Annotated in this window: 19 protein-coding genes; 3 read left to right on the forward strand and 16 right to left on the reverse strand. The window is 66.0% G+C overall.

Annotated features, from left to right (window positions below; translation table 11 throughout):
* Window positions 1-659 precede the first annotated feature (659 nt).
* Complete coding sequence (locus K340_RS0120450) at window positions 660-2315, reverse strand: hypothetical protein (RefSeq protein ID WP_154674388.1); 1656 nt, start codon at window positions 2313-2315, stop codon at window positions 660-662.
* Between the two features lie 744 nt (window positions 2316-3059).
* Between K340_RS0120450 and K340_RS36775 the strand changes: the two genes are divergently transcribed.
* Window positions 3060-3200 carry a hypothetical protein gene (locus tag K340_RS36775; protein ID WP_211229565.1) on the forward strand — a complete coding sequence of 47 codons (141 nt, stop codon included), beginning with the start codon at window positions 3060-3062 and terminating at the stop codon, window positions 3198-3200.
* A 396-nt stretch (window positions 3201-3596) separates the two neighbouring features.
* Window positions 3597-5069 (forward strand): SEC-C domain-containing protein, encoded by a 1473-nt coding sequence (locus K340_RS31915; protein WP_051267047.1) that lies wholly within the window; start codon window positions 3597-3599, stop codon window positions 5067-5069.
* Window positions 5070-5324: 255 nt separating this feature from the next.
* On the opposite strand, the gene K340_RS0120465 is transcribed toward K340_RS31915, so the two are convergent.
* The 3 genes from K340_RS0120465 to K340_RS0120475 all read right to left on the reverse strand — a co-directional run bounded on the left by K340_RS0120465 (window position 5325) and on the right by K340_RS0120475 (window position 8092).
* Window positions 5325-6566, reverse strand: a complete 1242-nt coding sequence (locus K340_RS0120465; protein WP_211229566.1) for an ATP-binding protein — start codon at window positions 6564-6566, stop codon at window positions 5325-5327.
* Between the two features lie 271 nt (window positions 6567-6837).
* Entirely contained in the window at window positions 6838-7428 is a 591-nt protein-coding gene (locus K340_RS34610; RefSeq protein WP_051267048.1) for a YciI family protein, read from the reverse strand.
* Window positions 7376-8092: a DUF3159 domain-containing protein gene (locus tag K340_RS0120475; RefSeq protein ID WP_161632153.1), complete on the reverse strand. Its 717-nt coding sequence runs from the start codon at window positions 8090-8092 to the stop codon at window positions 7376-7378. The genes K340_RS34610 and K340_RS0120475 overlap by 53 nt, the downstream gene beginning before the upstream one ends.
* Window positions 8093-8198: 106 nt before the next feature.
* Here K340_RS0120475 and K340_RS0120480 point away from each other — a divergent pair, with 106 nt between their 5' ends.
* Window positions 8199-8831, forward strand: a complete 633-nt coding sequence (locus tag K340_RS0120480; protein ID WP_029138074.1) for a TetR/AcrR family transcriptional regulator — start codon at window positions 8199-8201, stop codon at window positions 8829-8831.
* A 68-nt stretch (window positions 8832-8899) separates the two neighbouring features.
* Here the strand turns inward: K340_RS0120480 and K340_RS31925 are convergent, their stop codons facing one another.
* From K340_RS31925 to K340_RS0120545, 12 genes are all read right to left on the reverse strand, one after another.
* Complete coding sequence (locus K340_RS31925; RefSeq protein WP_037365987.1) at window positions 8900-9475, reverse strand: hypothetical protein; 576 nt, start codon at window positions 9473-9475, stop codon at window positions 8900-8902.
* Between the two features lie 48 nt (window positions 9476-9523).
* Entirely contained in the window at window positions 9524-10102 is a 579-nt protein-coding gene (locus K340_RS31930) for a hypothetical protein (protein WP_037365989.1), read from the reverse strand.
* A gap of 457 nt (window positions 10103-10559) precedes the next feature.
* Window positions 10560-11165 (reverse strand): Fic family protein, encoded by a 606-nt coding sequence (locus tag K340_RS37610; RefSeq protein WP_084614702.1) that lies wholly within the window; start codon window positions 11163-11165, stop codon window positions 10560-10562.
* Window positions 11166-11210: 45 nt separating this feature from the next.
* Window positions 11211-11495: a Fic family protein gene (locus K340_RS34615; RefSeq protein WP_154674390.1), complete on the reverse strand. Its 285-nt coding sequence runs from the start codon at window positions 11493-11495 to the stop codon at window positions 11211-11213.
* 644 nt (window positions 11496-12139) lie between these two features.
* Complete coding sequence (locus K340_RS0120510) at window positions 12140-12640, reverse strand: 2,4'-dihydroxyacetophenone dioxygenase family protein (protein WP_037365992.1); 501 nt, start codon at window positions 12638-12640, stop codon at window positions 12140-12142.
* 32 nt (window positions 12641-12672) lie between these two features.
* Window positions 12673-13983, reverse strand: coding sequence for an NAD(P)/FAD-dependent oxidoreductase (locus tag K340_RS0120515; protein ID WP_029138078.1), 1311 nt, complete (start codon window positions 13981-13983; stop codon window positions 12673-12675).
* 6 nt (window positions 13984-13989) lie between these two features.
* Complete coding sequence (locus K340_RS0120520) at window positions 13990-14526, reverse strand: type 1 glutamine amidotransferase domain-containing protein (RefSeq protein WP_245599655.1); 537 nt, start codon at window positions 14524-14526, stop codon at window positions 13990-13992.
* Window positions 14523-15575: a phosphoglycerate dehydrogenase gene (locus K340_RS31940; protein WP_051267049.1), complete on the reverse strand. Its 1053-nt coding sequence runs from the start codon at window positions 15573-15575 to the stop codon at window positions 14523-14525. The genes K340_RS0120520 and K340_RS31940 overlap by 4 nt, the downstream gene beginning before the upstream one ends.
* The gene (locus K340_RS31945) at window positions 15572-17221 is read right to left on the reverse strand and encodes a thiamine pyrophosphate-binding protein (protein WP_051267051.1); all 1650 of its coding nucleotides are present in this window, start codon (window positions 17219-17221) and stop codon (window positions 15572-15574) included. Before K340_RS31945 ends, K340_RS31940 begins: the two co-directional genes overlap by 4 nt.
* Window positions 17222-17329: 108 nt before the next feature.
* Entirely contained in the window at window positions 17330-18310 is a 981-nt protein-coding gene (locus K340_RS31950; RefSeq protein WP_037365994.1) for a D-2-hydroxyacid dehydrogenase, read from the reverse strand.
* Window positions 18307-19329 carry an LLM class flavin-dependent oxidoreductase gene (locus K340_RS0120540; RefSeq protein WP_029138080.1) on the reverse strand — a complete coding sequence of 341 codons (1023 nt, stop codon included), beginning with the start codon at window positions 19327-19329 and terminating at the stop codon, window positions 18307-18309. Before K340_RS0120540 ends, K340_RS31950 begins: the two co-directional genes overlap by 4 nt.
* 61 nt (window positions 19330-19390) lie before the next feature.
* On the reverse strand, window positions 19391-19588 hold the full coding sequence (locus K340_RS0120545) for a tautomerase family protein (RefSeq protein ID WP_029138081.1): 198 nt from the start codon (window positions 19586-19588) through the stop codon (window positions 19391-19393).
* Window positions 19589-19600: the final 12 nt, after the last annotated feature.

Here is a 19600-nt window from a genome sequence, read left to right on the forward strand (position 1 = left end):
TCCCGCCGAGTACACCTGCGGCTGTCGGCGCACACACCCTGGGTCCGCCTGATCACCACTGCCATCAGACAGCTGAACCCAGCACCGACCTGACCATCAGAACCCGACCTATCCCGACCTGGCAGCACCACCCCTCGGGCAGTGGAACCCGACGCACCAACCGCGGCGACACGCGGACCACCAGCCACCACCAACCGCAAACGGAAGGAGAAAAGGATCAAGACCCGGCGCCATCAGACCAACCCGGCCGACTCGCGAAAGATCGAGGCTAAAGCGGCAACCACGGTGCGATATCCGACTCCGTGCTCTCTCTGCAGTGCCCGGTTCGACAGCCCCGAACGCGCGCCACGTCGGATCGCTGCATACAACTCGACCTTCGACCGCTGCGCCACCACCAACCCTCACCTCAACGCTGGGCAGCCACATCATCACCCCGCCACCCGAGTGGTGTCGATACCCACCGGCACAACATTCCCCCGGCCTTAGGTGGTGTCGGTTCCCGGCGGCATTCGGTGTCGGTTCCTACCTCCAAAGCCACACAGCCGCCGCACCGCTCTCGGGCAGCGCCGGCTGACGCCCGAAGACATCAACTTCGTGCGATTGACCTAGTCAAGCTCATCGCAGATGAGCCGCTTAAGCATCTGGCGGAGATCCCACCGCTATACGAAAGGCTGGTATGCGACCGTGGGCAGGACGTTATCGATCCGAAGGTCGACGCTGTCCCACTGATTGTTGGCCCGCAGGATCCGCAAGGCCACGGACAGGTCGGTCGGCGCCATCTGGTCTTCGTAGGCCCACAACGCGGCATTCGCGTTCATCCTGGCGATCGTCTGGTCGATCGTCACCGTTGCACGCTGAGCGAGCGGGACAACCGCATCGATGGCGGGCTTGATCGGCGTCCAGTCATCGCTGTATTGCATGCCCCAGGATCCGGCGAGCAGGCCGACTCTGAGCGCGCCGATCGTCACCGCGCCCGGGTTGACCTGACCCTGGAATGCCATCATTGTCTTGATCAGCTCGAGTAGGCCCGGGGCGCTTCTGACGTCGCCGCTGGCGTGCGCCCGATATGGGTGTCCCGCGAACCGTGCAACGACGGAGTACCAAACCTCGGTGATGTCATACGGGTTGGGCGATGGCGGCATGTGGAGCTTGAAGGCACGTTTCGTGTCCGAGCGCGTTTGGAGCATCTCCTTTACGGCGGCCTTCGCGCGACCCTCGACCGCGTAATAGTGGTTCATGTTCGTGTTGTTGGTCGCCGAGGTTGCCGCCGCCACCAGCGGCACCAGGTTGTACGCCAGGGCCGGCCCGCCGAGGTGGTCGTTGAGCAGGTGTCCCTGGATGTAGAGAGGCCCGGTCCGGTCCAGCTTCTTGCGTTGATTGAGTCGACCCTGGTTCCACGGCATCGGCGCGGAACCGGTATCCGATGACGATCCGGGCGCCCAGGTGCCCGCGGACGTGAACCGCGCGCGCATCCAGGTGCCCACCCCGTCGCCGATGACCGGGCCCCAGCGCGGAAGGTCGGGCACCGGGAATTCCTCGCGGGGCAGGCCGGGGTTTGCGGTAGCGGCCCGCGTCGCCTGCAAGACCAGTTGCCAGATGCCTTCCAAAGCGACCTCCAGGTCGCGTGACGGCGTCAGCATCGCGCGCATGAACGTGGCGCCCGACCCCCCGGCCTGGACGTCCTGGGACTCTGCTTGGACGAGCCCGCCGAACAGAGTGTGGAGCAAGTGCCCATTGGTGGCATCGGTGGCCGCGAGCGCGAGCGCGGGCCCCAGACCTCCCCCCGGCGCTATCACATGGACCGCGTCGAGCTCGCGGGCGGCTATCTGGGCCGACCCCTCGAACACGGTGAATAGCGCCTGCCCCATCGCGCCCAGGGGCGCCGCCGCCAGCGCGGTACGCGCGGCGACCAGCTGCCCACCGACGAAGTGCGACCAGTTGCTGCGCGGAGCGGTCGTCGGGGTGGAATACTTCCCAAACCCTGTGCGTGTATAGGCGCCGCCCACCGGGTCAGCGCCCGACACTGCTGGCAGACCCAGGGGCAGCGTCTTGCCGGGACCTTGATGTTGGCGCCGGGACGCGATGGCAACGAGGGCGGGAGGTGCCGGGGGCGCTGCCGCCGCCGGAGGCAGCAGAGCGGAGACGGCGTTCGGCAGGTTTGGCGGGATCGGCCCGATCTGCGAAAGCACATAGGCCAGCATGGCGTTGGTGCTCGCGAACGTGTACTGCTGGTGCGGGTCATGCTGCATCCGCCGGACCTCTGCCTGTTGCACCGGCGTCAATAACTGCCAGGTGGCCGTTATCGCCGGATTCATGCCGGCTCCGCCCGCGGACAGAAGAGTCCGCCGAAGCGGTGCGACGGTCCGCCGGGTGAGTGGCGGCGTAGCCTCCGCGCGGTCGGAGACTTGTCGCCGCAAACGCCGCAGGTTTTCCGTAGGAACCCGGCGCTGCCCGCCGCCCGACGCTTCGCCCATCGATCCGCCGGGCACAGAGACGTCCTCACCCAGCCAAGCGGGCGACGCCCCGCCCGATCCAGAAGCGAGCCGGGTTCCAGCCCGCTGGTCGTCTGGTTCGCGACGGCGACGAGGCCCCATCACTGCCAGCCCCACGACCGGCATCGGGCCACCAGCGGCTACCGGCACATCCAATTCAGCGGGCACACCCAACGCAGCGCCGCTGCTTGCGCTCACCGATGCAGGCACAGCATGTGTCAGAGCCACGGTCGCTCACCCCTCGTCACATCGAACCTAACGCTCGGTCACACGGCACGCAACGAGACAGCCACGCATCGCAGGTCACCGCCAACACAATCCGTCACAGCGCCGGAATTCCAGCGAGATGAATCCAGCCGTACCCCACACACGACCACGGGACCCGAGCCGGCCATGATCGACGGGCATCGCCTCACACAGAGTCGGTACCCACACGCGGTTGCGCACTACCGACGTGCTGGCGTTCCATCGCGCCGACCTGGAACGTCAGCAGCAGGAATATGACGAGCTCCGCGCGCTGGAAGACGAACTCGGACTGCAATAGCCCTGCCGGGTGGCGTCGCGTGGATGGCCGGTACCCAGCGGCCCTCACTGGGCGAACTTCTCCAGCAGACCCTGGCCGCGCACGGCCCGATCGCCGAGGACGCCCTGGCCACCCTGCTGATAGCCAGGGACTCGACCTCGGCCCGATCCCGCCGAGACCATTGAGGACATCGTCGACGACGAGCCAGGTGTCGTCATGCCGTTGGCCTACGGTCGGTGGGCCTGGATCCCCGGCCTGCTGCAGGGACGAATCTTCACCCATCGGCTGACTGCGGCGGAGCGGGAGTCCGACCTGCTCGCCGTCGGGCCTGATCTGGCCCCGCTGGCGATGTTCACCGAGAGCCAGACCTATCAATACCTCACGGACGGCTCCGCCGTCACGGCGTTCGTACCGTTCCTGGACGGCGAGCTGCTCACCGAGCGCGGGATACCCCTGGACGCCGTCGGCGATCAGGAGCTATTCCTGTTGCCGCCGGGGCACTTTGCCGCCCGACGGTTCAGCATCGGCGACCTGGTCGGTCTGTCAACAACGCTGAGGACCTGGCCGGCACGGTCCTGCGGATGTTCGCCGAGTCGTTGGAGCCGTTGGTGGCGCGTGAAGCCAGGCCGGTGCTGCGCTGGTTGCGGGCGACCGCTTACGAACAACTCGGTGACGTCGAGGCGGCCGAGAAGACCTACAGCGAGGCCGAGTCGCTGGATCCGACCTGGCCGCTGACCCTGCTGTCACTGGCTCGCTATGCCAGCGATCGCGGCGATGCAGACCGCGGCCTCACGCTGTTGCGCCGGGCGGGGGTGCCGCCGGAGGACTCGCTGGTGCAACTGCTGGAGCAGTTCCGCCCGGTCGCGCGCCCCGATCTGGGTCGCAACGAACCGTGCTGGTGCGGGTCGGGTCGCAAGTACAAGGTCTGCCACCTGCATCGTGAGCGGGCGGAGTTGGCCGAGCGGGCCGCCTGGCTCTATCAGAAGGCGGGCGCCCATCTGCTCGACAGTGCGTTCGGCGACCTGCTGATGCGGGCGGCCCGGGCGAGGGCACAGCACTGGGGGTCGCCGGACGCACTGGTCGACGCGCTCGACGATGGTCTGGCTGGCGACGTGGTGCTGTTCGAGGCCGGCGCGTTCGAGGAGTTCCTGGCGGTTCGTGGTTGGCTGCTGCCCGAGGATGAGCAGCTGCTGGCCCAGCAGTGGCTGCTCGTCGAACGTTCGGTGCACGAGGTGGTCTCGGTGCGGCCGGGTGAGGGGATGACGCTGCGCGACGTGCGCACCGGTGACGTCAACGAGGTGCGGGAGCGGGCGGGCAGTCGACAGCTGAAGCCCGGCGAGCTGTTCTGCGCCCGGGTCGTGCCGGCCGGCGAGACGATGCAGATCTTCGGCGGGCTCGAGCCGGTGTCGATCGGGCAGCGGGACCGGCTGATCGAGTTGCTGGACGACGATCCGGATCCCCTCGAACTGGTCGAGTTCTTGTCCGCCCGGTTCGCACCACCGACGCTGCAGAACACCGAAGGCGAGCCGACGGTGCTGTGCAGCGCCGCGCTGAAGATCAGCAACGTCGAGCGGTTGGTGGCGTTGCTGGACAACAACAGGTACGACCGCGCCGACGACGAGCCGGACGGAACCCTGACCTGGTTCGAGCACGTCGTCACCGGCGGGATGAGCCGGATTCGTGCGCAGCTGGAACTCAGGGCTGACGAACTGCACATCGATGCGAACAGCGAGGCCCGGTTCGATCGCGTCCTCAGTACGGTCCGGACACTGGATCCATCCGTGATGGTGTTGCGCGAAAGCCGTGAGCCCGCAGCTGATCTGCGCGCCGTGCAGCGACTCGCGGCCAACGGCCCCGCGCCATCGGCACCCCCGCTCGACCCGACCAACGATCCGGCACTCGCCGCAGCGCTCAATGAGATGGCCCGCACCTACGAGGCGAACTGGCTCGACGAGTCGATTCCTGCGCTAGCCGGTCACACGCCCCTGCGAGTGCGCGGCCGACCCGACCAGGCGGCCCGACCTGATTCGACTGCTCGACTCGTTTCCCGATGACGACGGCAGCCCGGGCGCCATGAGCCCCGCCCGACTGCGCGCCGCGCTTGGCCTGAACGAAACGTGACTCTGCTGGCCAGGTCTCGTGCCATTGTCACGATCTCGGCACTCGCCGTCCTGCTACGGCGACGTCACAGTTGTCGCCGATCGAGGACTTCCGACACTGTCCTCGAACGAAGGACACGAGGAATGGTCGGCGAGGTCACCGCGGACGAACTGGTCTTGAGGATCTGCATTCGATGCCGGGCTCCGTCGTCACGGCCCGAGCAGTGCGAGTGGGATCACGGCAACGCCGTCGGGCCGGCGATAGGCATCTTTGCCGGTGGTGATCAGGACACGGTCGGCAAGACGATCGCCGAGCTGCCTCTGCAGCCAGTTGAGGTGACGGACATCCTTGTCGCTGACCGATTCGCTGAGCTTGACCTCGATCGCAACGACGCTGCTGTCCTCGCCCTCAACGATCAGGTCGATTTCACGGTCCGTCTCCTTGGTTCGCAGGTGCCCGACCCTCGCCGAGGCAACCTCTGCATAGACCCGGACACTCTGCGCCGTCAGCGATTCGAACAAGGCCCCCAGCCAAGTACCGGTGTCGGTCGCGACGCCCCGGCCCTCGCCCTTGAGCAGGCCGGCCTTCCCGACGCCGACCAGACGCGCGGCCAGCGCCGGATCGAGCAGATGGTGTTTGGGCGAGCGAGTCAGTCGCTTGAGGGGATGGAAGGTCGGGATCCACGCGGGAATCGGATCAAGGACGAAGATGCGGGTCAGATGCTCGCGGTAGGCGTCGGCTGTAGCCCTGGACGACTTGTTCTGCTCACCGGCGGTCGCCGCGTCGAGGAGCTTCGTATACGCGGTATCCGTCGCCGTCGCCGCGGCGTACGCCGCGATCCAGGCTCGCAGTGCCTCCGGGCGGCGTACCGTCACGCCGTTCTCCGGGAGTTCTCTCTCGACGATTCGCCTGAGGTAACTGTCGAGCTGGAACTGTCGTGCCCGCGGCGGCAGGCCTCGGATTCCCGGCAGGCCGGAACCGAGAATCTCGTCGGTGTAGGCGGAAAGATCGACCGGCGATTGCCCGCCGATCCTCGGCCGACGTCCGGTCAGCAGATCGCTCAACGAGACGGTTGGCGCGACCAGCCCGCGCTCCGCCATGGACAGTGGCCGCATCGCGATGCTGACGATTCGGCCTGCGCCGGAGTGAATACGCACTCCCGGGGCGACACCCGCGGAGCCGGCCAGCAGGAACTGCCCGCCCGCGTTGTGCTGGTCCACTGCCTTGCGCACGCGATCCCAGACCGACGGCACCAGCTGCCACTCATCGATCAGAACCGGCGTCGGGACCTGCGTGACGTAGTCAAGATCCGCCGAGAGCGTCTCGCGCTGGCCAGGCCGGTCAAGAGACAGCACCGTTGCCGCGCGCTGACTCGCCGTCGCGGTCTTGCCAACGCCCTTGGCCCCCTCCAGCGCGATCGCCGCCAACTCGGGGAACAGCTCATCGAGCACACCGTCGACGATCCGGCGCTGATAGGCCATCGGCCACCCAATCTGCAGATGGACGCCTCTGAACTAGGCCTTTCGACGCCACTCTATCAGGCATTTGGACGCTTCTCTGGCAAGCATATGGACGCTCGTCCACCCCTGTCCCCGTCGTGCTCGCCGAGCTGATGGATGCCACGTTGCTTGATGGACGTCGAACTGGGCCGGCGAGCGCTGACCAACGGGGTCGCACGGAGCTCAACCCCCCCCTCGACCACCTGACTCAGGAACGAAACGTCTAGGCCCGGCGACCGCCGAAACGCCAGTCGCGAACCTCGCGAGGCTCCCGGGCCAGCGAAGGAAACACCTTCTCGAACAACTCATTCGCTGCATGACGGTTCGGCGCTGGAGCAGCAACCGCGACTCCGCTGCCGGCGCTCGACTCGGCGTCCACGTCCTCAAGAATCCCGCAGACCGCGAGATCCCGAGCCACATCGGATGAGAGTTGCACCGCCTCGCCGTCTTCTGACGCGGTTGACCTGCCAGGGCGTACCAGCGTGAAGAACAGCGGCCCGTCCCAGGGCTGACGAAAATCCCACATGGTGCGGCCGATGAGGTTGGTGAAGCGCCAGACCGAGTGCTCGCCGTAGGCGCCGGCCTGGTGGTACGGCTCGTTGTTGATGAACTCAAGGACCGCGGCGGGGCTGGGCAGATCGAGCACATGGATGCTGCCGGTCCAGGATTGCCGGTCGGGGCCCAACACCGGGCCGCGAGCCGTCAGGGCGTCAGCGAACCTGTCGAAGTACGCCCAGTGCCTCTCGTCGAGATCGGGATCGTCATCCGCCTCGAGGGCACTGACTGAGGCGCGGCTGTCGATGAGGAAATCCATGCTGCTCCTTGGATGACTCGGCGTCGGATGGCTGGTGAGCAGGCTGCCGGGGCCTGTCGGCGACGGGGCGCTCCAGGCCGCCTGCCGCGTAACAAGCAGCGATCACCACCAGGGTGCCGGGCGGTCCAAGTCCTATTCTGACCGCCAGCAGCCAACCGACCGGCCCTCCGGCCAGAAAGACCGCGGTCATGGCCAGTCCGCGGGTCAGCAGGACGCCGCCCGCGAGGGCTGTCGTGAGGAGATATGCGCGCACCGTTGCCCGGTCGGCCGTGCGAGGAATCCGGTAGATCCCCCTCCAGAGACTCCCGAAGAGTGGACGTCCGGTCAGGACCGACACCAGCAGGACGCCGGAGATGCCGAGGTCGATCACCATGTCCGTGATGAGGCCGTTCGCTGCCACTCCGGTGAGTCTGGCGATCACGGTGGCGACCGTCAGGCCCACGACCCCGCCGGCCATGGTGCGTAACGGCATCGATCGTGCGATGCGCATGATTACCACCGCTGCAAGAGCCGCGACGCCGCAGCCAAGGCCCCAGCCGAAGCCGGCTCCGGTGGCCACCGCGACGAAGACGACGGTGGGCAGCTCGGGCACGACGAAGCCGGTGCGTCGCAACGAATGCCAGGCTGCGCGGAGGTCTGCGCCACGCGGCGTGGCTGTGTTCACGGTCGCTCCTCCGTGTCTGATTCCGCGACTCGGCTGCCCGAGAGAGGACTCAACCCGGGGCATTCCATCTCACTGTTATATATCGCTGTGATGGTATGGTCAAGGGATGCCGAGAGCCGCCGACCCGCAGGTTCGAGCCAAGCTTCTTGCGGCCGCCACTGGGCTGTTGGCCACCGAGGGGCGCCAGGCGCTGAGTACACGACGGTTGGCGGGCGAGGTCGGAACCTCGACCATGGCCGTCTACACGCACTTCGGCAGCATGGATCGTCTGCAGCACGAGATCCGGCGCGACGGATTCGCCCGGCTGTGCGCCGCGTTGGATGCGGTGCCGCGGACCGCCGACCCGGTCGCCGACCTGGCCGCACTCCTGTTGTGTTACTTCGATTTCGGCGCCGACGACCCCCAGCTCGACCGGGCCATGTTCGCCGACCGCACACCAACCGAAGAGGACGAAGGCTCCGGAGTCTTCGATCGAGTGCTCGCCGGCGTCGACCGCTGCGTGGCCGACGGTCGCTTCGAGACCGGCGATCCCACCCTCGCCCGCGCCTGGGCCGCGCAGCTCTGGATGGCCGCCCACGGGACGCTGAGCTTCGGTCAAACCGGCCTGCTCCCGAGCGATGCACAGCGATTCCTCGTGACAGACATGATCTTTCGATTGGCGATCGGCTACGGCGACGCCGCTTCGAAGGCGCAGGCGTCCGTTCTGGCGGCCGGCTATCAGTCCGCGCCACCCACGTGAGGAGCCATGCATCTGGACGCCTCCGTAGACGGCACGCCCCTCGCGCCGGCGGCTCGCCGAGCGAGTCGTCAGCCGGTGGCTTTCGCCTCGAACACCATCTGCAGTCCGTGGTCGGGGTGGTAGGTCCAGCTGACGTTGCAGTTCTTGCCCTCGGCGGTCTGGGTGCCGTCCAGGGCGCGGGTCTTCGTCATTCGCTCCACCACTGCGTGGCTGAATCCGAGATCATCCAGGAAGCCGACCAGCTTTGCGCCCATGGTGGCGGCGTCGCCGTCGGTGATGGTGATCTCGAGGTAGTCGGCCTCACCGCTGACCGCCGAGTTGGTGCCGAAGTGTGCCTCGGCCAGTTCGCTCAGGTTGGGCGACTGAGCTGCCGCCGCTTGAGCCACGGCAGCATGGTTGCGGTCGGAGGCCGCCATCCCCTGCCGGTATCCGACGACAGCGGCAACGGCGGCCGTCGCGACGAGCAGGACAACGAGAGCCGCGATCAGCAGGACGGCGCGAGACCGTCGGGCTGCACGCGCCGGGGGTATGGGTCCGTCGGTGACCGGTGCCGCGAACTGCGGCGCGATCGCCGCGGCCTGCGGTCTGTCGGGCTCGAACCGGGGATCGCGGGGCGCCCAGTAGGACGAATTATGGTCGATCATGATGATTCTCCTTTGATGAGTACGGTTTTGAGGGTGGACGGGCGCGAGCTACTGCCCGCTGACCGGCTTCCAGGTGCCGCAGCCGGAGACCCGGACGCTGAAGGCTCCTGAGCGGATGAACAGCAGCCCGTCGTTGACGCCGTTGTCGGCCAGTTCACCGTCGGCACTGCGGGTCTCCCAGTAACACAGGCCGTCGGGAGGGTTCGGGTCGGACGCCTGGTAGGTGCCGGGCGCTACGTCCTTGCCGACCACGTAGGTGCCGTCGCCGAAGGTGCCGGCCGGCTCGGGCGGGGCGGCCGTCACGGTGTGTTTCTCGGTGACGCTGACGGTGACCTTGCTGGTGCGCACCTCGGTGCGGGTGCCGGCCGGCTTGGGCGTCAGGGTCGCCGTCGCGGTGACGGTTGCCGTTGTGGGTTGCACCCTGGTCTCGGTACTGACGTCGGTGACGGTGCTGACCTGCGCGACGGTCGTCGGCTCGGTACGGACGACGGTGACGGTGCTCGGCACCGGCGCGGCGGCGCCGCTACCGGTCGACGAGCAGGCGGCGGCCGCGGTGATGCCGAGCAGCGCGCCGGCGATGAACAGAGCGCGGCGTGCGGCGTCGCGGATTCGTGCGGTGTAGAACATCGGAATCTCCTTCGGGTTATGGCCGTCCGATTGGACGGCGGCAGTTGGTTCGGGCAGCCGCCGATAGCCGATGTCCGGACATGCGGCATCGACGGCTACTCGAAGGTGGGGTCGGCTGCGCATCCGACCCCGAATGAAGTCCGACGGACCCCTCGTCCGTCGGCGGTCGACATGAGCTACATGACGTTCTCTGTGACGACCTGAGGAGACTGTAAAACCCAGTACCGACAATGGGTCTCGTCGTTGCGCCTATCATTCGAACAGGTGTTGCGATATCGGTCGCGACGGCCTGAATGACAATCATGTGATGAACTCGCGACTGCCGTCGATGTGGCAACCGAATGCAACTGGCGACCGGATCAACGTCTACAAGCAGGCCGCGGAAGTCTTGAAAGCGATCGCAAACGCGCAAGCCGTTGGCGAACGGGCCTCGGCACGATCATTCGCGGGTTCTGGCTCACCGGAGGGGCTGCGGGCGTCGGCTGCGTGCGACGAACTCGTCGATCATTGCCAGTATCTCGTCGGCGTGCCAATGGCCCCACGCCGGAACCCGCTGAACTTGGTGACAGCTCCCGCACTCTCGAGCGGCTCGAGGCACCGCGAAGCGTGGGCACTTCGGATGCCCATTTCCCCGGCGAGAACCCAGGTATTGAGCACCGGACCACGAACCAACGGGTCTGCCACCCGCCAGGTCGTCGAGTCCCGCCGCGCCTTCGCCCGACCCGACCAACTGCCCCGAACCTTCCCCAGTTCGCCGACGAGCCATCGCCCGTTCGCTATTGCCGAGAATGCCGCCGCGGGGCACGTCCGATGATCTTCTCTGGGTCTCCAGTTCGAAAGTCGTTGAGCGCCTGATGCTATGCCAGGATGCTGACCAGCAGGCCGGCGGAGATGGGCACGATCGCCGAGCGGGTGAGCCCTTGTTCCGCAACATCGCATCCATCAGGGCTCGACCGACCCGGCCGTTCCCGCCAGGGATCGGATGGATCGTCTCGAACTGGGCATGCGCGATCGCGGCCTGCTCGATCAGCGGGATGTCCTGTCGATTCACGTAGCGCAGCAGGTCTGCATCGCATCCGGAACGAGTTTCGGCCCCGGCGAGACATAATCAGCGCCACCGGCGTTCGGGACGAGACCCGATCCACACGGGTTGATCACGCCAGCGGCCGGCGATGTCCGGCTCATCGTGACCCAATAGTGCCTCGTGCATGCTCAGCACCGACTCGTCGGCGAGCTCGGCGGCAAGTTCGACTCCCGCGCTCGTCGCGGTCGTATTGGCGACGATCAGGGTGGCATTGCGGCGACTGGTATCCCCAGGGCGGGCCATCGCGATGGCCCGCGTCGATGCGGTGAGGTTTTCGATCTGTGATGACGCGGCGGCTTCGGTGCGCAACAGAATCGCGGCGTGGACCGCACTCTGCGTGCCTATCTCGTGATCGAATCTGGCGATCTCGTTCGCGGCATCCTCAGCAGCCGCTGCAGTCGATCTGGATGGAGCTCAGCTAGTCCGGGCAATCTCGGGGACGGCCGCCGATGAGTAGCTTCCCGCGGCCTTGGCCCGCTCTTATCGCGTCATCGTTCAGGGCTCGTCGGCAACCCGCCGCCGCGCATCTCGTACCCGACCGGCGGCAACCACCGCCCATCTGATTCCATCAGGACCCGCTACGCCCGGCTATGTCCCTAAGTGGGTATTTCATGCCGTCACCTGCACATTTGTCCACACCGGCGAGGAGTCACCGGGACTGGTGGCTAAGCAACAGCACGCCGGTGCCGCCTTCGCACCGGTGCCGTTCCAGGATTTACAGGGCGCCTACCTGTCCGGCCCACGCCCTCAAGTCGATGAGGGCCAAGCTGGCCGCCGAGTGCATTACCCGACTCGCTAACTCGAGCAGTACCAGTCAGTCGGAGATGGCAGCCCAAAACCATGCGTAGCATGCTCGCGACCGGCACTGCGTGCCTGCTCGGCGTCCGTGCTCGGCGTCCGTGCTCGGCGCGCGAGCGACGCCCGGTTCGTGAAGCAGGCCGAGCGACGGAAGGTCAACGGATGAACTGGTCGACATAGCTCGCACCGAGCCCGTTTGAGTCGTAGTAGTCACGACATAGCTGGATCTTAGTGAACGCATCTTCGTAACCAGTCTGACGGCCTTCCTCGTCCACGTAGACCATGGCGCCTGAGATGTTGAAGAACGTAACCATCTCCGACGATTCCGGCGGAACCCTCAGGGTGTGAATCTCGCCGGGCGGCTCGTAGACGAACGAACCCGCCTCCGCGGTCCAGTCGTGCTCGTCATACTTCCACTTGCCAGATATCACGTAGCCGAAGACGGCCCCGGGATGCCTGTGCCGAGACACGATGCCCGTGGTTGTGACTTTAAGCAGATTGCACCATCCGCCGGCAACCGTGTTGAACATCAATGGGCGGAACCAGACACTCGGCGCCTGCGGAACCCATACACGGGGATCGTCGGGAACTGCTGCTACTGCGATCTCCGCCGGGTAATCCGGCGAAATTGGAATAGATGGAACACTGGATGCCATGATCGATCCCTTCTCGCATTTGGGTACTGACGTCATAGGTGCTGATGTGCCTTTACCGCGCCCTCCTTGAACCGACCGATGCGGTATGGGCTTAGATCAAAGGCCACCTGTTGTTCTCTCACCAAGGCAGCGGCGGCGGCGCCGACACCGGGGCCGATTCCGAAGCCATGACTGCTCATTCCAGTCGCGAGTATCAAGCCATCGATGTCTGCGATGCGCTCGATGACAGGCAGCGCGTCCGGTGTCACGTCAACGGTGCCGGCCCACGATCGCTGAATACGCGAATTGGACCAGTCGGGGACGAGTTCGGTCAGATGCCGATGCGCAAGCTCGATCTTGCGAACATTTGCTGGAGGATTGTCCATCCGCGGCCAATCAAATGGGTCCGGCTCGCCACCGGGGAGCCGTCTGCGCAAATCCTGAAACGCAACGCGATTCAGATGCAATCGGATCATCTTTCGGTTCCGCGCGAAGTTCGGAAGAAACAATCGCAGGTCACCGAGTGTATCGATCGCTATGTCGTAGTCACTCCATGCCGCACTGCCGAAGATCACGGATCCGTCATTCTGTTGACTAAAGCCCACCTGCGGGACATGAACGGCCAATTCAGTGACCCGCGGCAACGGCACCGTTCGTGCCGCTGTTGCCCGAATCCATCGGACCGGCAGCCGCAACCCCAGCGGCGCCAATAACTTCCGCGACCAGGCACCAGCAGCGATTACCACGCGGTCAGCGGATCGAGAGCCTGCCGAGGTGTGCACGCCGCGCACGACATCGGAGATGATGTTCAGGCCGGTGACGGTTACCTGCTCCTCAATGATCACTCCACGCCGGCGGGCAGCGTCGGCTACCGCAGCGCCCGCACGTTCTGGGTCCGCATGACCGTCTGTGGGCGTATAGAGGCCGCCGGCCCAGCGGCCCGCCGTCCAAGGCACCAACTCGGTGGCTTCCTCCCCGCTAATCATTCGGCTGCCGAATGCCTCAGTACCGCTGGAGGTATCGAGCCACGTGCGGTACTTGGTGAGCTCGGGCTCAGTCCGGGCGAGATTCACCAAGCCCTTCTTCACCAGGGTGAGATCGGGCCCGATCTCCTCGGCCAAGCGCTCCCATGTCGAGGCGGCGCTCTGGACCAGGTCGATCTCTGACGGGTCGCAGCCCTGACGGCGGACGAATCCCCAGTTCCGGCTGGACTGGAGACCAGCAGCCTTGCCCTTATCGATCAGCCGAACAGTCAGGCCGGATCCGGCCAGCTCGTACGCGGTTGTGAGCCCGACGATGCCGGCGCCTACGACGATGACATCCGACCCGCCAGGGCCCGTCGGTCGCGATCTTTCCTCGGACACGCGCGGTCAGATCTTTCGAGCCGCGAGTGCCTCGATGAAGGGCGGCATGAAAGCAGGCAGGTCGTCCGGGATCCGTGAGGTGATGATGTTGCCGTCGACCACCACAGCCTCGTCAGTGAACTCCCCACCCGCACCACGGATGTCGTCGGCGATGGAGAAGTAGCAGGCGATCTTGCGACCCTTGCACAGACCAGCCGACGCCAGCACCCATGGACCGTGGCAGATCGCGGCGACCGGCTTGCCGGACTCCCCGGCTTCACGCACGAAGTCGATCATCTTCGGAGCCCGGCGCATGTAGTCCGGTGAAAAGCCGCCGGGTATCAAGACTCCGTCGAAGTCATAGGAAGACACCGCATCGATGTCGACGTCGGCAGTTACGGGCAGTCCGTGCTTGCCCTTGAATGTGGACGCCCGGCCGCTCCCGACGATGATCACCTCGGCCCCCTCCTCGCGCAGCCTGTACAACGGGTACCAGAGCTCGACATCCTCGTACAGATCTTCGGCCAGCACGGCCACCTTGATCGAGTTCAGTGACTGACTCACGGCATGACTCCATTTCCTTGGGTTGTTTCGGGGGCGGGGGTAACGACGATTGGTTGGGCCCACACGGGAGCTCGGGGTCGATTGACCAGGTCCGCGGGTTTGGTCCCGGTCAGCGCGGCAGCAACCGCCTCTGTCGCGTGCCACACCATCGACCGTACCGAGTCGCGAGTGAGACCACCGACGTGGGCGGTGAGGACCGTCCGGTCGACCAGATCCAGCAATCCTGATCTCGCAGGTGGTTCGGTGGTGAACACGTCAAGGGCTGCCATCGCGAGATGACCACTGCGCAGTGCAGTCTCGAGCGCACGCTCATCGACGATCCCGCCGCGCGCCGTGTTGACGAGAATCGATCCCGGTCGCATCGCCTTCATGAGCGTCGCGTCGAACATATGCCAGGTCTGTGGAGTCAGCGGGAGATGGAGCGAGACGATGTCACAGCTGGCCAAAAGCTGGTCCAGCGGCACGACGGTCACACCCGGCAATTCGGCCACTAGGGGGTCGGTGCCGAACACCGAGGCACCGAACCCCTCGAGACGTCGAGCGACCGCACGGGCGATGGTGCCCAACCCGATGAGGCCGACACTCGCCTTGTGTAGATCGCGGCCCACCCAATCGCCGGTTCGGTCCCACCGACCCGCACGCACCGCCCTGTCGTGCTGGGCGACTTTGCGGCACGCCGCCAGGATCATCGCAACCGTGTGGTCGGCAACGGCCTCCTCGTTCGTTCCTTTGGCACTCGTCACTGCGATGCCTAGGTCAGCGGCGGCGGCTAGATCGATGCTGTCGGTGCCCACCCCTACCCGACTCAGGATGCGCAGGGTCGGTGCTGCCGCGAGTACCTCGCGGGAGAAGCGGTCGGTGCTGACAATGCCAGCAACACAACCACTAACGAGTTCGATCATCTCCTCGACCGTACGATCCCGGGTCCGTGGTGACCGCCGCAACTCCAGTCCGGCGGCCTTCAGCCGGGCGACCTCCGGGGATCCGTCATCGGGGAAGTCCGGCCAGGTGACCAGCACCTCGCGTGGCGCGTCGCGGACCGTCGTCATGCCCAGGCTCGAATCTGCAACGGCGAGACGAACGCATGCACCACGGCCGGCCGGTCCTCCGCGAGCGCCTTCGACATGGCGGAAACAAACTCGGCGTTCGTACGGGCGCAATAGGCAGCGGCGCCCATCGCGAGAGCACAACCGGCGAGATCGAGGCTGCCCTGGTCGACACCGATCTCCCGGCCGGGGAACCTCCGCTCCTGGTGCGCCCTGATCGAACCGTAGGTGCCGTTGTCGAAGTCGACGAAGACCAATCCACCTAATCCCAGCCGCACAGCGGTGTGGATCTCGCTCATCGTCATCGCCGATCCACCGTCGCCCGCGATCGCCACGACGGGCCGGGCGGGGTCGGCGAGCTTCGCCCCGATGGCAGCAGGAATCGCGTATCCCATCGATCCGGAAGTGCTCCCGTAGAACGTATCCGCCTTGTCCCAGCGGAAGTATCGGTTGAGGTATCCGGAGAAGGCGCCGGCGTCGCAAGTGATGGCCCCGTCCGGTGGCAACACATCGCGCAGGGCAGCGATAGCGCTCGGCAGGTCGACCATTGGGTCGTCCTGGTCATTCACCGGGATCTCCGGCACGGTCGAGTCGAGGTAGCAACGGTGGACGTCGGCGGTGCGGGTCCGACGTTCGGCAAGGAGCGCATCGGCAGCCGGACGGTCGGCGAGTGCGGCCGTGATGGCCTCAGCGACCGGCCCTGCATCACCCACGACGGGGACATCGGGATTTCGCACCACGTTCATCGATTCCGCGCTGGAGCTCACCTGAATCAGTAGTTGCCCGTCCCCAGGGACCGAGTAGCTCAGCGAGCTGAAGTCGCCGAATCGGGTACCCAGCGCGACGACGACATCAGCGCCGCGGAGTGGGCCGAGGAGATCGGAGGACAGCCACGGCAGGTTCCCGGCGTACTGCGGATGAGAATTCGGGAACGCATCGAACCGTCGCCAGCCGCCATAGACCGTTGCGCCGGTTGCCTCGGCCAGCGCGATGGCTGCCTGACGGGCGGCCTCACCGCGCAAGCCCCCACCGACGACCATGGCGACAGATCCAGCGAGTCGAAGCGCCGAGGCTGCGGCCGCAACGTCTTCCAGATTCACGCCCGGCCGGGGGACCCTTTGCCGGGCGGGAGTCTCAGTTGTCGACGTAGCGTATCCCAGGTCCTCAGGCAGACTCAGCAGCACCGGTCCCGGCCGGCCGGACTGGGCCAGGTAGAAGGCTCGCTGTACCTGTTCCACGGCCCGGTCGGCGCTGACGATCTCGACGCCGTCCTTGCCCAGGAGTTTGCCAAAACCCACCATGTCGAGTTCCTGGAAGCTTTCCCGACCGGCGTCCTCTCGGGGAACCTGACCGACCAGCACCACCAGCGGCGTCGAATCCTGTCGAGCGGCGTGCAGGGCAATCGCGGCATGCGCGAGGCCCGGCCCCCTGGTCACCATGAACACCCCCGGCCGACCGGTCGTCCTCGCCCAGGCGTCCGCCATGAATCCGGCGCCTTCTTCGTGGTGCGCAGTGATCAGGTCGACGCCAGGCGCATCGTTGAAGGCGTCAAGCACCGGAAGGTAGCTCTCACCGGGCACGCAGAAGACCCGATCTACGCCCTCTGCTTCGATCGCCCGCACGATGATCTGACCGACGGTCGCGCTCATCGTGGCACCGCCACGGCACTCCGGGTCACGGTCGTTCTCCTTGCTCGGTATGCGGATCCGTCCGTTCTTCTCGATGGACAGAGCCCGACTGATTCGAAATTTTGACCGTCAGTTCAAAGGGGCGTAGCCAAGGTCGAGATCGACGACGTTGAGGACCGACTGCCCGGTCAAGTAGCGCCGAAGATTCGTGACGAACAGGTCGACCATGGCCGTCTCCCAACCAACGAAGTCAGCGGACATATGGGGCGAGAGAAGTACCCGATCGTGCTGCCACAACGGGTGGTCCGGCTCCAGCGGCTCCCGCCACACCACGTCAAGCCCGACGCCACCGAGCCGGCCGCTGTCGATCTCCTGCACCAGCGCCGCTTCCTCGATCACCGGACCCCGCCCGATGTTGACGATCACCGCACCGTCCGGCAACGCTGCAAGCTCGGTTGCCCCAACCATCCCGCGGGTCTCTTCCGTGAGTGGGGTCGCGACGACCACGTATGCGGCCTCAGCCATCGCCCTCTCCAGTTGGTCCGCGCCGACCACTTGATCGAACCCGTTGATGTGGCGAGCGGTGCGACCGACGCCGATCACCCGCATGCCCATGGACTTCGCCCTGCACGCGAGTTCGCGGTTCACGGCACCAACGCCGACCGTCACCAGCGTCGTGCCCGCAAGCAGTCGGGTCTCGCGGGGGCGCCATCGCCGATCGGCTTGGTCCGCGAGGGTGGTCGGCAGATCCTTGGCGTGGGCCAACATCAGGGTGAGCGCGTATTCGGCCATCGCGACCGCCGTGACGCCCCGAGAGTTGGTCACGGTGAGCTGCCGCCGACGGACCTCCGCCGAAAGCGAGGCATCGACGCCGACTGCGGCGACATGCACCCACCGCAGATCGGTGAGCCGGCCAATGGCGTCCGGCACCACAGTGCTGCGGAAGTTCCAGACAAAGGCGATCTCGATGTCGCCGGCGTCGGCGGGGACCCCGTCGACGCCGGTCACGAGGACCAGGTCGACCAGGCCCTCGACGGATCGACGCAGTCCTGGCGGCTCGATGCCGTTGGGGCGCAGGGCCACCAGGACGCGTGGACGGGCAGGACTCACGGCTGGGCGGCCAGCGGAACAACTTCCTTGGCGAACCGGGTCATGTGCTCGAGGCCGAACTCCGAGTCTTCCCAGCCGTGCAGGTAGAAGTCCATCACCAGGTGGTCGACACCGGCGTCCAGCAGTCCGGCGAGGCGCTTAGCCGCGTCCTGCGGGCGACCGATCATCAGCCGCTCCTCCGGCCGGGCGATGCTCGGGTCGTCCTTCTTCTCCAGTGCCTGGTCCAGGGTCATCCCGTTGGTCCTGGCGATCAACCGCGGAATCGCCCAATCCTTGATCCACTGTTCGTCTTCGCTGATCATGCCGTAATTGACCACAGCCAGTTCGAGCCGCTTCTCCCGCCCGAACTTCTCGCTCTTGGCAGCGAGGGTCGGGATCATCTCGTCCCGCACCTCCTGTTCGGTGGGGAACAGCGGATAGAACGCCTCGGCGAACCGGGCCGATCGGTCCAGCGACTTCTCGCCGCCGCCGATCCACATTGGGAACGGTTGTTGGACCGGGCGTGGGTTGAGTTCGAGGCCCGCAGACTCCCAGATCCCATCGGACTCAACTGCTTCACCCGCCCAGAGTTTGGTCATGACGTCCAATGCCTCGTCCATCCGCTTGCCGCGGCGCTTGGAGTCGACCATGCCGACCGAGTAGTCCTCGTCCCACCAACCGAGCACCGGCACTGCCAGGGCACGGCCGTTGCTGGCGTTGTCCAACGACGCGAAATACTGCGCCCAGACGAACGGGTGCAAAGCAGGCACGACAAATTCGAAGGCGATCTTGATCCGGCTGGTCTCCCTGGCCAGGATCGGCATCAGCACCATTGGGTCGAACAGGTACCGAGTACCGAACTCCGCGAAGCTCTTGGTCTTCGGCATGGTGAAGTGCCACGGCACATGGACCGCGTCGAAGCCCAGGTCCTCCGCCGCCTTAACGAACTTGATCATGGACGCGACGTCCGGTTCGTTGGCACCCCAGGGAAAGAGGTAGACCCGCAGCTTGCTGAAGATTTCTTCGGTAGTGAACGCCATCTTGGTTCCTTTCGGCGTGGGGAGTAATCGGGTTGGGGCGGATCGAGGGGTGGCGTTGGCGTCAGTCGTCGGACATGTTGAGGTGCTTGTGGAACGTCGTCCCGTGCGTGCCCCACATCTTCGGGCTGTGCTCGGTAAGCAGCACCTGGATGTTCTCCAGGCGTGCACCGTTCGCTACCATCACGTCCGTGATGCCGGCGATGATCGCCTCCCGTTGTTCCTGCGTGCGGCTGGCGATGTCGACTCGGACGAAGGCCATGTCGTGTCCTTT

The organism is Nakamurella lactea DSM 19367, assembly GCF_000426645.1.
Taxonomy (GTDB): Bacteria; Actinomycetota; Actinomycetes; order Mycobacteriales; family Nakamurellaceae; genus Nakamurella; species Nakamurella lactea.